Genomic DNA, 14,712 nt, shown 5'->3' on the forward strand with positions numbered 1-14,712 from the left:
TATCCGGCTCAATATAATCGACACCCCTTTCGAGTCAAGCGAAAACGCAGATCATCGTGGAGTGCAAATGTCTAATTCTTAAACAGTTACGATCAAATCACGATTCGAAAAGTATTGGTTTTCTCCAACTACGGTTTGACAAAACCGCTTATCCACTATTGATTTAGGCTTTGGCGGTTTTCGTCCTCTGGAACTTATCAATTTCCCCCAGGTGTCGATACCCCTTGATAAGAGTTAGCTATGCAGATTTCACGGTATCTCAGACCCGACCTGATCAAGCTCGAAATGGAAACTTCCTTCGACACGGAGGACTCCGAGGTCGGCGAAATCCTGACCAAGAAACGGCTTCAGGAGCGCAAGGAGACCATTCTCGAAGAATGCGTCAATCTGCTCGACCACTCCGGCCGCATCGGCAACAAGAACAAACTGCTTACCGACCTATTCAACCGCGAAAAGAAAGCCACCACGGCGCTCGGCAAGGGGATCGCGATTCCGCACGTGCGCACCATGCAGGCCAAAGAGTTTATCATCGGCATCGCCCGCTCCACCGAAGGTTACGAGTTCGACGCCCCCGACGGCCAGCCGGTCCACATCTTCGTCCCGATGGCCGCCCCCCCGTACGACGACAATCTCTATCTCAAAGTTTTCCGCACACTCGCGCAGATGTTTTCCTACGATGGCTTTTACAACCGCGTCATGGAAGCCCGCGCCCCGTACGATATTATCCGCGTCATTCAGGAGCTGGAATGATCTCGGAGTCTGGCAAGTCACCTTACTTGCATAATCGATTCACAAATCTGCTCTCTGTCGCTACGAAGCTGTCCCTTGCTCGCTGACTCGTCAACAGGAAGTTGCTTCGGCTCAATCTTGATGACGACCAAGCTTTTTCGGCGGTCCCATGAGATCGGTGAATGGAGCCCGCCTAAGGGATTCCACTTCAACCGGCGTGCGGCTGTCCTTTGAATCACTGCCCTGAGCTTCCTACCCCACTCGGTGTCGCTGATTTTGCCGTCATTTGCGGCTTCGCAGACAATAAAGGTTCAATTTGTGCTTGTTTACGGCACGCGTCACGATATCTTCTCAACATCAATTGCGTTGAAATCAACCGCGAATAGTTTCGCTCCAACGGCAGGACAGTTTACGGATCCCGAAGATCGCACGCGACCGCTTTCGATGCTTGGCCACGGCTCGCACGTCGGCCACTACACGATCATCAAGCGCATCGGTGCCGGCGGCATGGGCGAAGTTTATCTTGCACGCGACTCCAAACTTGAGCGCGAAGTCGCCCTGAAGTTTCTGCCGCTTGAACTTTGCGGCGATGGCGGTTTTCGCGAGCGCTTTCTGCGTGAAGCCCAGGCGGCCGCCAGAGTGAATCATCCCAACATCGTTACGATCCACGAAGTCGGCGATTATGGCGGTCGACCTTTCTTCGCCATGCAATATGTCGCCGGACCGACCCTCGCGGAGTTCATCAAGTCGAACCCCTTGACTCTGAACGAGACGATTCGACTGGCGATTCAAGTCTGCGCGGGACTTGAAGCTGCACATGCCCGCGGTATCGTCCATCGCGACATCAAGCCGGCAAACATACTCGTCGACCACGATGGAATTGTGCGCCTGGTTGATTTCGGCCTGGCCGCCGTCGGCGGTCGCGACCGCCTGACCCGCGCCGGTGCTGTGATGGGTACGTTCGGCTACATGTCACCGGAACAGGTGCGCGGCGAGGAGGTTGACCATCGCACCGACCTGTTCTCGTTCGGAGTTACACTCTATGAGCTGTTGACCGGGAACACTCCTTTCCGCCGCAGCAACGAAGCCGCGACGATTGATGCCATCCTGCATGCGTCACCCGAGCCCCTCGGCTCGCGGTTGGAAGGCGCCCCCGCCGATCTTGATGCTGCGCTGATGCGTTTTCTGGAAAAAGACCGTGATCGGCGGATTCAATCGGCCGGGGAGGCGGCGGCAGCCCTGGAGCGCATTCTCGGCGGTGACGGCGCGACCATCCTCCGTCCGCGCCCGTCGACGCGTCGGCCGCCGCGCAAGGTGTGGCTCTGGTCGGCACTGATGATCGTAGTGCTCGCGATGTTCGCCGTCCTGCTGTGGCCGTTCAACGTGCTTCACCTCTCGGTAACTACCAGTCAGACGCCGCGGCTCCTGATCCTCAGTTTTCAATCGCTTCAGCAACCGGGACCGGCGCTGTTGAACGGCGAGATGATCGCCAGCCTGTTGACGATCGACTTGTCCGAATCACCACAGCTGCAGATCGTGTCGATGCAGCTTGTCCATGACGTTCTTCAGGATGTCGAGCAAAAAAGTGGCGAGCGGTCGGCCGCGGCTGTTACCGAAGAAGTTGCACAGCAAGTGGGCGCTACTCTGGTGCTCACCGGCGATATCCTGTCGGCGGCTCACCGAACTGTCCTCGCCAGCCGGCTGATCGATGTCAACTCCGGCACCGTGATCGCCACCCAGAAAATTGAGGATGACCAGGGAACCGATGTTTTCACGCTTGTCGATCACCTGGCGGCAGAGATCTTCCGGGATCTTCCGCGCTCGTCCTCCGCGGCCATGGGAGGTGATCGCAAAGTCGCGCAAATGACAACGACCTCGCCGGAAGCCTATGAGGAATATCTGGAAGGATTGCACCGTGCCTGGGAATGGGATTGGTGGGGCGGGTTCGCCCACTTCAACAAGGCCATTGAGTATGATTCCACCTTTGCCCTGGCTTGGCTCGGGATCACCTGGAATCGGCTGCTGCGGCCGGAAGTCGCGCGCGAAGCCGCTGCCCAGGCGCTGAAATATATCGATCGTGTTGGGACGCGCGACCGTCTGGCTATCCGTGCGCGCTATGAACTGCTGCACGACCACTACGACGCCTACCGGGTCTACATGGATTCACTCGTTGCTCGTTTTCCCGACGACAAGGTCGCACTGTGGCAATACGGCCGCGCCGCACGACAGGACTACGACTATGACCGCGCTGTAGTCGTGTTGCAGCAGGCGCTTGCACTCGATTCCGATTATGCCGATGTTTACAACGAACTCGCCTACAGCTTCCATTATCTCGGGGATTTCGACAAGGCGCTGGCCGCCGCCGATCGCCAGATTGTTCTCAACCCGGGAAGCCCGAACGCGTACGACACGCGCGGAGAGATCTTTTCCTTCAACGGGTTTCCCGACAGCGCGGCCGCCTCATTCCGGCAGGCACTGGCGCTCGACCCGAATTTCTACAGCCGGATGTCACTGGCCGACATCGCCGTGTTCACTGGCAACGACCGCCTCGCTGATAGCATCTTTCTTGCCTTCTCGCGTTCGGAGCAGGCTTTTGATCGCTGTGAAGCCAGGCTCTGGCTCGCCGGCCATCAACTCTACCGCGGCCACTTCGCGCGCGGAATTCAGGACCTGTACTCCGGCCTAGAGCAGGATGCACTCGACTTGGACACCTTGGGCCACCAGTTCGTTTACTATGCCAAGTACATGCTCCTGGCAAGCACCTACGACTTGTTTGGACTCAAAGATTCCGTCGCAAAATACGCACACCTTGTCCCCTACTTCAGCGCAGGCTACGGCTGCTGGTTGCTGGCGAAAAACGGATACATTGATCAAGCGCACTCTCTGGCCGCAGAAACGGTAGCACGAATCAGAGTTGACAGCGCCTATTACGTCGATCTTACCACAGCGCAAGTCTTGCGGGGAGCCGGGAAAAGTAGCGAAGCCATCGCTCGTTTCAACCAGTTACCGCCGGGAGAACTACTCGACCAGTTTGGGGTTCGTTACGCCTTGGCCTCCGCCTACCGCGACGCCGGCGAACCGCGCAAGGCGATCGAAAATTACGAGTTGGCACTGAAACGCTATGATCGATTTCGAATGTATTCACTGATCGACGCCGTCGTCATTTACTATGACCTCGGTCGCGCTTATCAGCAGATCGGCGACCGCAAGCATGCCCTGAAGTACTATCAAGATTTCCTGCGAATCTGGAACGAGGCTGACCGCGATTTGCCGGTGCTAAAAGATGTGCGAGCACGCGTCTCCGAATTGTCGCTGCGCTGAACGCAGCCGTGTCGCGTGCGGAAGCCCGAGTTCAATCGCGGCGTCTCCTCCCCGCCCCAAAAAAAACCGCGTCCAGACTCCCCAACAAAGCCTCGACGCGGACGGACTTCTCAATTCCCCCTTATGCCAGGAAACTCGGGTCCGTTTTCCCTCCACCCTTTGCGACTCTTGCTTGGTACTATGGCAAACGCTGTGCCAATCTGCCGCCGCCGCGCTACGTTCGCCTAACCCCAAAAAGCACAACGGTCCACCGAATCTCTTCAGCAGGCCGTCGTCCGTGGCGTTCTCCTCGTGGTTTAGTCGCGGAACACCGGACGGAACATCTGTTTCAGTTCGCTGACAGCTCCATGTAGGTCGGCGTCGACAAATACCTCTCGCCCGTGTCGCAGATGAAGGTCACAATCAGCTTGCCGGCGCTCTCCGGGCGTGCCGCCACCTTTGCGGCCATTGCCACGTTCGCCCCGGCCGAGATCCCGAGCAGGATGCCCTCTTCGCGCACCACGCGCCGCGTCATCTCGATCGCCTCTTCGTTTTCAACCGTCATGATCTCATCCGCTAGCTCCAGATCCAGCACGTCCGGCTTGAAGCCCGCGCCGATCCCCTGAATCGGATGCGGCCCCTTGGTTCCCTTGCTCAGGAACGGCGAGGCGGTCGGCTCGACCGCGATGATCTTCAGCCCCGGCTTGCGCGGCTTGAGCACGCGCGCACACCCCGTGATTGTCCCGCCTGTGCCGATCGCCGACACGATGACGTCGACCTTGCCGTCGGTGTCGCGCCAGATTTCCTCCGCCGTCGTCTTGGTGTGAATCTCGGGATTGGCCGGGTTCTTGAATTGCTGCGGCATGAAGAATTTCGGATTCGCCGCGACCACTTCCTCGGCACGTTTGACCGCACCCGGCATCCCTTCCGCTCCCGGCGTCAGCACCAGATCGGCGCCGAAGGCCTTGAGCAGATTCCGCCGCTCGATCGACATGGTTTCCGGCATGTACAAGACCAGCTTGTAGCCTTTCATGGCGCAGACAAACGCCAGCGCGATGCCGGTGTTGCCGGAGGTCGGCTCGACGATGATCGTGTCGGCTTTGATCTTGCCCTGTCGCTCCGCCGCTTCGATCATCGCCAGCCCGATCCGGTCCTTGACTGACGAACACGGATTGAATGATTCCAACTTGCCCACGACCCGCCCCGGCAAACCCTTCGCCACGCGGTCCAAGTAGACCAGCGGCGTGTTGCCGATCAAATCGGTAATGCTGTTGGCAATTCTCATGATTTCTCTCCTGCTCCGCTAAATCCAGTACATCTCCGCTGCCAGCCCGGAGGAGCGGATAATATCTGCCAGCGTGATCGCCCGCAGGTTCTTGTGCAAAACTGCAAATTGCTCATTCATGATCGCCACCAGCGTTCCTCCAATCGGATCATCGGTCCCCACACGCTCAGTCACGGTCGCCGGCAGTACGAACTCGGCCGATCCTTCGCAAACCGTGATGATCTCTGCCAGCGATATCTCTTCCGGACTCCGCGACAACTGATAGCCACCGGCCGCTCCCCGCGTAGACTTGACAATCTCGGATGAACGCAGCCGGGAAAAGACCAACTCCAAGAATCGGATCGGCAGATTCTGCCGTGCCGCAATCTCACGCACCCCGATATACTTTCCGCGCGAATTCACCGCCAAGTATACCAAGGCGCTAATCCCGTAGTACGATCGATTGGTAATCATGTAAATCGAATATAGTTAGCACCTTAGACCTGTCAAGTGCAATTACACATATTCCGATAGGAAATCTTGTATAACGTCACTAACAAACACGACTCGGCCGGCCTTTATTCGTGGATTGTTTGGTAGATTTTGTATTGACATACGCAACTGCTGATTCTATCTTGTATCCGTACTCTGACATGTTCTGTCAGTGAGCCAATTCGTAAACTTAACTGCACGCATCAGTCTCATCTTCACGCCTCGCAACGGCACTGCTGTCCATTTCGGCATTCTCGCGGCGAACGCGTTCGCCTGAAAATATCACCTGCAACCGGTCCGCGGCGATCACCGAACTAGCCCAGGTTCGTCGTTGTCTCCTTCCGGACCGAAAACATTCTCAAAATTCTGGAGGTGCCTGATGCTCGTGCGACTATGGCTGTTTTGTTTCTTGCTCGTCTGGGTACTGCCTCTGCCGGTGCTGGCCGACTGGGATCCCGCCGACGGGCATAAAATGCACTTTCCGCAATTGCCCGATGAGATCGGCTGGGACGTCAACGCGACCCAACCTGTCGTGCTGGCTGATGACTGGCAATGCTCCGAAACCGGCTACGTTAAAGACATCCACTTTTGGGGTTCGTGGAAAGGCGGCCTCGAGGGCGCCATCCAGTCTTTCGTGCTCAGCATTCACGCCGACATTCCGGCCGAGCAAAGCCCCACCGGCTACAGCATGCCGGGCGCAACGCTCTGGGAATACACGGTCACCGATTTCGTTCCGGTGCCGATCGACCCACCGACCATGGAAGGCTGGTATGATCCGTCCACCGGGCTTGTCCTCAACAACGATCACGGCAATTACTACCAGTACAATGTGTTCTTGCCGCGCGAGCAATGGTTCTTCCAACAGGCAGGAACAATTTACTGGCTGAATATCTCTGCCATTGTCGTTGGCCCGCAGGATGTGCAGTGGGGCTGGAAATCGACGACCAATCATTGGAACGATGACGCCGTCTGGGCCAACTGGGGTTCGCTCAACTGGGTCGAGATGTACGAGCCGACAACCGGCCCGATTATCAACCCGTTCTTCATCAGCATCGATCCGGCCGGCAACTTCGCCGGCGGCGGTGGCGGCGGTGCTTACGGGGCCGGCTGGTATCACTATCCCAGCGGCTGGTGGAACATCTGGTTCTACGACGACCCGTTGAAATACAATTTCCAGAAGCATATTCACATCGACTGCTTCGCTTCGCCGATGGTGCCGACAATGCCGTCGAACCTGACCATCGCCATCAATTGGTCGACTGACGTGTGGTCCAACACGGGCAATCCCCCCGGTGATCGCCGGCCGCCGCTGCCGGGCGAGGATGAAGCCGCTTTCATCGGCCGGCAAATCATTTGGTCCGGCCCGGTCGCCATGGGACAGCAGATTGCCTGGGACGGTCCGGTCCCGGCCAACTACTGCCCGGAATGGGTCTCGGTCGATGTGCAAGGCTTCAACTTCATGATCGAGAGCGGCAATATCATGCACGATTGCCTCGATCAGCAATCGCTCGATCTGTCATTTGTCATCACCGGCGGCACCGATGTCTGCGAGTACTACAAGCCGCCATATCCCGACTATGCTCCCGTCGGCATGCCTGATTTCGATCAGAAGCAAAACGGCTGGATGGACCCGGTCGGCCAGCGTTGGTCGCACTGTGGCCCGGTCGCTCTTGCCAATTGTCTCTGGTGGTTTGACTCCAAATTCGAGACCGGCACTGTGCCGCCGCCGACCTACTCCGATCACTATCCGCTCGTGACGAGTTACGCTTCGATGCTTCCGCTCTGGGATGATCACGCACCCCAGAACGTGATCCCGTTCGTCGACTCGCTCGCGCTCTATTGCGGCACCAACATGATGCCGCAACCGGGGACGTTCATCCACGGTCTCGTTGCTGGGGCGGCTAACTGGATCGCCAAAGCCGGCCTGGCTTCCGACTACACCGTCAGTCTATTGCCGCTGGATCTCCCCGGCGCTATCGACTCGGTGCGCAAGGAGGTCTTGCGCAGCCAGGATGTAATTCTGCTGCTCGGTTTCTGGGAGATTAATCCGGCTGATCCCGGCGGCTGCCACCGCGTCGGCGGCCACTATGTTACCGTCGCCGGCGTTTGCACCACCGAGGTCGCCATTTGCATCTCCGATCCGTGGCTCGACCATAACGAGGGTGAACCACCGGCCGGCTCGGCGCATGGGTCCGCCGTGCATAATGACGCGCAATTCATTTCCGGGCCGCACGGCACAATGGACCACGACAAGTACAGCATCGGCGCGGTCAGCGCGCTCTGTGCCGCTTCGCCGTTCCGCGCCCAGGTGCGCGATTACCCGATGACCGGCTCCGACATCTTCATGTTCCAGGGCATGAACAACGGCGATATTCCATCTCAACCTTACACCGGCGGCCAAATCATCACCGTGGCCGAATATGCCGTGATTATCTGTCCGGCACACGTGTGCGATTGTCGTCCGGGCGATGCCGACGGCTCCGGCATGATCACGATTTCTGATGCGGTCTACTTGATCAACTACATCTTTGCCGGCGGCGCTGCGCCGACGCCATACAAGCTTTGCTCCGGCGATGCCGACTGCAACTGCCTGGTGACGATTTCCGATGCCGTCTATCTGATCAACTACATCTTTGCCGGTGGCCCGGCGCCGTGTGATTGTCCGACCTGGCTTGGCATTTGCGGCCCACCGTTGCGGAAATGATGCGCTGTTTGCGAAGATAATGAAGTGTGAGCGGAAATGATGAGGTGTTACTAGGGAAGACTAATTGACTGATTGCGATGGCCGGGCCGTCAGGATTCCATTCCTGACGGCCCGGCCGCAGGTCAGGATCCCTGCGATCCTGACATCCAGAGTCGATGTGGGTTCGACTTCAGTCGAACACTTGAAACTCCAGATCGGCAGCCCACCCGGAGCAAAGCGAAGGGTGGGGCAGCTTGCTGCCGCTATCTTCATGCAAGGGGGGATTCATGAGAAAGGCAGGTCTCTTAACCGAGGCTTTCGGTTCTCCAAACTCGGATAAAGAGACCTGCCACGATGATGAGAGCAGAGTGTTGAAACATGATCAACGCGCGGTTCGACGATGATCCCCGCACCAGGCTGATCGCGCCGCACTGCCGTTGATCTGCTTGCGCAAACCTCGAGGGGAGGGACTCCCCGACTGACCGCCAAGGACCGGTCACGACTGACGCCGGGAGCGAGCCGAGGATCACTCCCGGCGCCTTAGTATCTGCGCCCCTGGTGCACACTGTCGACACATCCGGTACCCCACCGCCGGAACGTCCCGAGGAACGAGGGATTGCGGTGGGAGCTTCGCAGGTCTCCCACCGTTGCGTCAGGTCTTCTCGCGCGCCGTGCACACGGGAAGAAGAGTCTCCTCTCCCGCGCGAGGCGACCTGACGCTCCGAACCACTGCAATCCGCGCCCTGTCATTGCGAGGAGTGAACGTACGCCCACCGTTTTCACCGTCCATAATCGCGACGAGGCAATCTCGATTTCATCGCATCCCCCTGTAGCGCCGACTTAAATGCGCCGTCAGGAATCCGTTCCTGACGGTACGGCCTGTAGGTCAGAATCCCTGCGATCCTGACGTCTTCGGTCAAGCCCTTGATTGTCAGGATCACAAAGATCCTGACCTACTTCCCTCTCGCCAGCCCCTTGATCAACTCCCACGCCGCCTTCACATCGGCATGAGTCACCTGCGTCTGCGCGATCACCATGCGCAGCGTGTACGCGCCGTTCAGCTTCGTGTGCGTCATGTACGCCTTTCCCGTCGCGTTCACCCGCTCGAGCAACCGCTCATTCAGCACATTCAATTGTCCCGGATCATTCACCCCCGCCGGATGATACCGGAAGCAAACCAAGTTCAGATGTGTCGGCGCCAGCAGCTCAAAATCGGCGGAAGCGCCGATCCATGCCGCCAGCCCGCGCGCCAGTTCCAATTGTTCGCGAACCAGCAGCTGCAGTCCCGCCACGCCATAGCTGCGGATCACGAACCACAATTTCAGCGCGCGGAAGCGCCGCCCCAGTTGGATCCCCCAGTCGCGGTAGTTGTTGACCCGATCTCCCTCGGCGGTCTTAAGATATTCCGGCAGAATCTCGAACGTCCGCACCAGCGCCGCCGGATCGCGCACGAAATAAGCCGTGCAGTCGAAGTTGGTAAACATCCACTTGTGCGGATTGAACACGAATGTATCGACGTATTCGATCCCCTCGATCATCCACCGCAGCTCCGGCAAGATCAGCGCCGTCCCCGCGAATGCCGCGTCCACATGGAGCCAAATTTCCTCGCGCCGGCAGATTTCGCCGATGGCCCGCAGCGGATCGATCGCCGTTGATCCCGTCGTCCCGATTGTCGCCACCACCGCCAACGGCGTTACGCCCGCGTGCCGGTCGGCGGCAATTAGCTTCTCCAATTCAGCCGGCTTGAGCGCAAACGCTTCGTCCACCGCCACCTTGCGCAGGCAGGCACTGCCAAGTCCGGCGATCTTCACCGCCTTCTCGATTGACGAATGCGTCTCCGTCGAGCAGTAGACCGCAAACTTCTGTGAACCGTCAAACCCGCGGGCATTGATCGCAAAGTCGCTGTACTTTTCGCGCGCCGTCAACAACGAGCAGAGCGTCGCCGTCGAGGCCGTATCCTGGATCACGCCGATGAATTCGCGCGGCAGACCGATCATCTGTCCCAGCCACTGCATCACCCGCTCTTCCAGCTCGGTCGCGGCCGGCGAGGTCTGCCAGCTCATGCACTGCGCCGCCAGCGTCGACATCAGCATCTCCGCCAACACCGACGGTGGACTTGAATTGGCCGGGAAGTACGCGAAAAAGCTCGGATGCTGCCAATGCGTCATTCCCGGTACAATGATCTTCTCAAAGTCACCGAAAATCCGCTCGAACGGCTCCCCCCGTTGCGGCGGCGCTTCGGGAAGCTGGGCGATAATCTCTTTGGGCTGTACCTGCGCTTTGACCGGATACCGGCGCACGTTGTCCAGATAGTCCGCCATCCAGTCGACCAATTCGTGCGCGTAGCGCCGAAATTCTTGATTGTCCATAACGGCGACAATTTAATCACTTTCCCCCGCTTTGTCTGCAATTCTGTTGAAGCTGTCGATAAACAACGTATAATTGCTTCGGCGGAGCGAAAGGAACCTGAGCCGGCGACTATGAGTATTCATGACCTCGAAAACCATCTGCGCGACTATTTCCCCTTCGGCTTGCCCGTGTCGCGCCGCACCTGGGAGCGCCTTGATCTGGCCCGGATCGTCACCGACCCGGCTTCACGCGTCCCCGGCTCCGATACCTATGTCGTGCGCCAGCTTGCCGCCTGCTTTAATGAAACCGCGCACACCCAGCAGCCGCCGCTGACGCCGATCTCCCCCGGCCAGCTGATTACGGCCGCGATGATCGTCGAGATCATGCGCTACGTCGTCCTGCATTACTGCCGCCGCCAGAATCCCTTCTCGCTCCAGGCCGGTCTGAATTGGACGGCGGAACGCAAGAGCCGCAATCTGGCCGAGGTTCCGCCCGCTGCCTGCGCCGTGCTGTTCCCGCCGCCGGCCGTGCTTGTTGACGGCCACCCGCCGGGCGAATACCTCCATAGCCAGAGTGCGCTCGGGGCCAACAAAGAACTCGTCGTGGCCGAGATGATCCTGCTGATGATCGCGATGATCAACCCGGCGTTTCGCTTCTTCCGGCCGCTCTACGATGACACCGAGCTGTCGCACCGCGCCCACTACCGCGACCTCGTCGACGCGCTCGGCCAGTTCTTCGAGACCCAGCCGCCGGTCGACGAAGTCGGCGACTCCCTGTTCCACACCTTGCTTGCACCGATTGAGAATCACCCCGATTCGCTTGAAGCCCAGTTGGATTTCATCCGCACCCGCTGGGCGCGCCTGCTGCCGGCCGGTTTACTCAAGCGTCTGCTCCTCGTGCGCGATATCCTCCGTGAGGAACACTTCCTGCGCGGCTTCTCCGACGGCTCGCTCGAAGTCCTTCGCCTCGGCCGCGGCCAGGGCGTCGATTTCGGCTATCCCGAGCCCGAAGCCTTCAGCCAGGACGCCGATTGGATGTCCAACGTCGTCCTGATCGCGAAAAGCACCTACGTCTGGCTCGATCAGCTTTCGAAGAAGTACGGGCGCCACATCCGCCTGCTATCCGATATCCCCGATGAAGAACTCGACCGCCTCGCGCGCTGGGGTTTCACCGGGCTTTGGCTGATCGGCGTCTGGGAACGCTCGCGTGCCTCACAAACCATCAAGCAGTACATGGGCAACCCCGAGGCCGTGTCATCGGCTTATTCACTTTATGATTACATCATCGCCCACGATCTCGGCGGTGAATCGGCCTACGAAGAACTTCGCGCCCGCGCCTGGCGCCGCGGCATCCGTCTTTCCGCCGACATGGTCCCCAACCACATGGGCATCTACTCGCGCTGGGTGATCGAACATCCCGACTGGTTCATCCAGTCGCCCTATCCGCCGTTTCCGGTCTACCAATACACCGGCGCCAACCTCTCCGACGACCCGCGCGTTGTCCTGCAGATCGAGGACGGTTACTGGTCGCACCGTGACGCCGCCGTCGTCTTTAAGCGCATCGACACCTGGACCGGCGACACCCGCTATATCTACCACGGCAACGACGGCACCAACATGCCCTGGAACGACACCGCCCAGCTCAATTTCCTCATTCCGGAAGTTCGTGAGGCGGTCATCCAAACGATTCTTCACGTCGCGCGGAAGTTCCCGATCATCCGCTTTGATGCCGCCATGACGCTCGCCAAGAAGCACTACCAGCGGCTCTGGTTCCCGCAGCCCGGCGACGGCGGCGCCATTCCCTCGCGCGCCGAGTGCGGACTCACCAAGGAGCAATTCGATGCCGCGTTCCCCAAGGAATTCTGGCGCGAGGTCGTCGATCGGATCAAGGCCGAAGTTCCTGAGACTCTGCTCCTCGCCGAGGCGTTCTGGCTGATGGAGGGTTACTTCGTTCGTACGCTCGGCATGCACCGCGTCTACAATTCCGCCTTTATGAATATGCTGAAGATGGAGGAGAACTCGAAGTACCGCCAGACCGTCAAGAATGTTCTCGAGTTCAGCCCCGAGGTGCTCAAGCGGTTCGTCAATTTCATGAACAATCCCGACGAGCGTACCGCCGTCGAGCAATTCGGCAAGGGCGACAAGTATATCGGCGTCGCCTTGATGATGGTCACCATGCCCGGATTGCCGATGTTCGGCCACGGCCAGATCGAAGGCTTCGCCGAGAAGTACGGCATGGAATATCGCCGCGCTTACTGGGATGAACAGGTTGACGAAGACCTCGTTCGCCGCCACGAGCACGAGATCTTCCCGATCATGCGGCGGCGCCGCCTCTTCTCCGGCGCGGACAACTTCGCCTTCTTCGACTTCCACTCCACCGCCGGTTGGGTCGATGAGAATGTCTTCGCGTATTCCAATCGCTTCGGTGATGAGCGCGCGCTGATCCTGTACAACAACGCCTATTCCTCCACCGAGGGGTGGATCAACACGTCAACTGCGATCAATGTTGGTCCCGCTGACTCACCCTTTCTCGTGCACCGCACGCTGAGTGAGGCGCTTGCGCTCAAGACCGGCGAGACCGACCTGTGCGTCTTCCGCGATTACAAGTCGGGACGATGGTTCATCCGCGCCGGTCGCGAAATCGCCGAGCGCGGGCTCTTCGCCGTCATCGGCGGCTACCAGTATCACGCCTTTCTTGATTGGCGCGAAATCCACGACCACGACGGCTCCTGGCGCAACCTGATGCACCGTCTCAACGGCGGCGGAGTCCATGATATCGACGAAGCTCACCGCGAACTGGTGTACGAACCGATCCTGGCCCCGTTCCGCGAGGCGTTCAGCGTCGAGCTGCTGCGCCTGCTTGCGACACTCGCTCCCGATCCGTCGCAGTTTGCAGATTATGAAGCGGCGCGCATTCGCTTCCTGAGCGCGGTCGGCCGCTTCATCGGCGGCGCGATGAACGAGGTTGTCGCATTGACGGAGAAGGCGCTTTCCTCACAGCCGCATCCAACCGCAGCCGCTACCGTGCAGTGGCCACGGCTTGATGCCGCCGTTACCCGCCGCCTGGCGCAGATCGATGATCTGCGCGCACGCGATACGATCGTCATCTGCGACTTGCTGCGCCCGATCCTTGATTGGCAGGCCGGTCCGCATGTGCAGGATCCGCACGAGCTGATGCGGGAGCGCCTCGAAAAGTGGCTGCTGCGCAAATCGATCGCTGCCGTCTTTGCCGAGTTCTATCAAAGTGACTACGAGGGCTACATGACATCCTTGCTGGTGGCAACGCTGCTGACCGCTGACAATCCGCTCCTGACTGAAGAGATTCATCTGGCGGCATTCTTTGCCGATTCGCACGGCGCCGAATTTTTGCAGGTCAATCGTCACAACGACATCGTCTGGTTCGGCAAAGAACGCTGGGAGCGCCTGGTGCATGCCTGGGCTGCCAATGCCGTGGTTGAACTCGGTCAATCCGGCCTCGCCGATGACAACCAGCTTGACGACATCTTCAAGAAGTCGGCCAACCTGATCGCAACCGGCGAACTCTCCGGCTACCAGGTCGCCCGCCTGCTGGCCCTGACATCACCCGACGAACCGCGCTACCCCGAGAGCTCCCTCCACCGCGATTCATCCAGCCCGCAGTCACAATCGTAGGTCAGGATTGCTGCGATCCTCACGCAAAGAATTCACGTGGGGCCGACTCTAGTCGGACTCTTTGTACCGCCGCGTCTCCACGACCGGCAGATGAAGTTGCGTCAGATTTTGTTCGCGCCGCGTACTCTGTCGGAGACCGGTCTGCCCTCGCGTGTTCAATATCGCAATACCATCTAGTAAGTAGTCGCGCAGAAGTGAAGCCCCCTACCCCTTCTTGATTCCGTACTTCTTCATTCGATAGATCA

7 protein-coding genes are annotated in these 14,712 nt (G+C 59.1%); 4 read left to right on the top strand and 3 right to left on the bottom strand.

Annotated features, from left to right (window positions below; genetic code table 11):
- Positions 1 to 240 precede the first annotated feature (240 nt).
- Together IT585_02360 and IT585_02365 are read left to right on the top strand one after the other, a co-directional pair.
- Positions 241 to 750: a PTS sugar transporter subunit IIA gene (locus IT585_02360; protein MCC6962072.1), complete on the top strand. Its 510-nt coding sequence runs from the start codon at positions 241 to 243 to the stop codon at positions 748 to 750.
- A gap of 423 nt (positions 751 to 1,173) precedes the next feature.
- Positions 1,174 to 4,050: a protein kinase gene (locus IT585_02365; GenBank protein ID MCC6962073.1), complete on the top strand. Its 2,877-nt coding sequence runs from the start codon at positions 1,174 to 1,176 to the stop codon at positions 4,048 to 4,050.
- 328 nt (positions 4,051 to 4,378) lie between these two features.
- Here the strand turns inward: IT585_02365 and cysK are convergent, their stop codons facing one another.
- Positions 4,379 to 5,314 carry a cysteine synthase A gene (gene cysK / locus IT585_02370; protein MCC6962074.1) on the bottom strand — a complete coding sequence of 312 codons (936 nt, stop codon included), beginning with the start codon at positions 5,312 to 5,314 and terminating at the stop codon, positions 4,379 to 4,381.
- Positions 5,315 to 5,332: 18 nt separating this feature from the next.
- On the bottom strand, positions 5,333 to 5,767 hold the full coding sequence (locus tag IT585_02375; protein MCC6962075.1) for an Rrf2 family transcriptional regulator: 435 nt from the start codon (positions 5,765 to 5,767) through the stop codon (positions 5,333 to 5,335).
- A 397-nt stretch (positions 5,768 to 6,164) separates the two neighbouring features.
- Here IT585_02375 and IT585_02380 point away from each other — a divergent pair, with 397 nt between their 5' ends.
- On the top strand, positions 6,165 to 8,489 hold the full coding sequence (locus IT585_02380; protein ID MCC6962076.1) for a dockerin type I repeat-containing protein: 2,325 nt from the start codon (positions 6,165 to 6,167) through the stop codon (positions 8,487 to 8,489).
- 932 nt (positions 8,490 to 9,421) lie between these two features.
- Here IT585_02380 and IT585_02385 read toward each other — a convergent pair.
- Positions 9,422 to 10,837 (bottom strand): aminotransferase class V-fold PLP-dependent enzyme, encoded by a 1,416-nt coding sequence (locus IT585_02385; protein MCC6962077.1) that lies wholly within the window; start codon positions 10,835 to 10,837, stop codon positions 9,422 to 9,424.
- A 111-nt stretch (positions 10,838 to 10,948) separates the two neighbouring features.
- Here IT585_02385 and IT585_02390 point away from each other — a divergent pair, with 111 nt between their 5' ends.
- Positions 10,949 to 14,467 carry an alpha-amylase gene (locus IT585_02390; protein MCC6962078.1) on the top strand — a complete coding sequence of 1,173 codons (3,519 nt, stop codon included), beginning with the start codon at positions 10,949 to 10,951 and terminating at the stop codon, positions 14,465 to 14,467.
- Positions 14,468 to 14,712: the final 245 nt, after the last annotated feature.

Source organism: Candidatus Zixiibacteriota bacterium, from assembly GCA_020853795.1.
Lineage (GTDB): Bacteria > Zixibacteria > MSB-5A5 > CAIYYT01 > CAIYYT01 > JADJGC01.

What these genes read in the sequence shown, in the direction of transcription:
- IT585_02360 (MCC6962072.1), top strand. Translation starts at nt 241, where the DNA reads ATGCAGATTTCACGGTATCTCAGACCCGACCTGATCAAGCTCGAAATG.
- IT585_02365 (MCC6962073.1), top strand. Translation starts at nt 1,174, where the DNA reads ATGCTTGGCCACGGCTCGCACGTCGGCCACTACACGATCATCAAGCGC.
- cysK (MCC6962074.1), bottom strand. Translation starts at nt 5,314, where the DNA reads ATGAGAATTGCCAACAGCATTACCGATTTGATCGGCAACACGCCGCTG.
- IT585_02375 (MCC6962075.1), bottom strand. Translation starts at nt 5,767, where the DNA reads ATGATTACCAATCGATCGTACTACGGGATTAGCGCCTTGGTATACTTG.
- IT585_02380 (MCC6962076.1), top strand. Translation starts at nt 6,165, where the DNA reads ATGCTCGTGCGACTATGGCTGTTTTGTTTCTTGCTCGTCTGGGTACTG.
- IT585_02385 (MCC6962077.1), bottom strand. Translation starts at nt 10,837, where the DNA reads ATGGACAATCAAGAATTTCGGCGCTACGCGCACGAATTGGTCGACTGG.
- IT585_02390 (MCC6962078.1), top strand. Translation starts at nt 10,949, where the DNA reads ATGAGTATTCATGACCTCGAAAACCATCTGCGCGACTATTTCCCCTTC.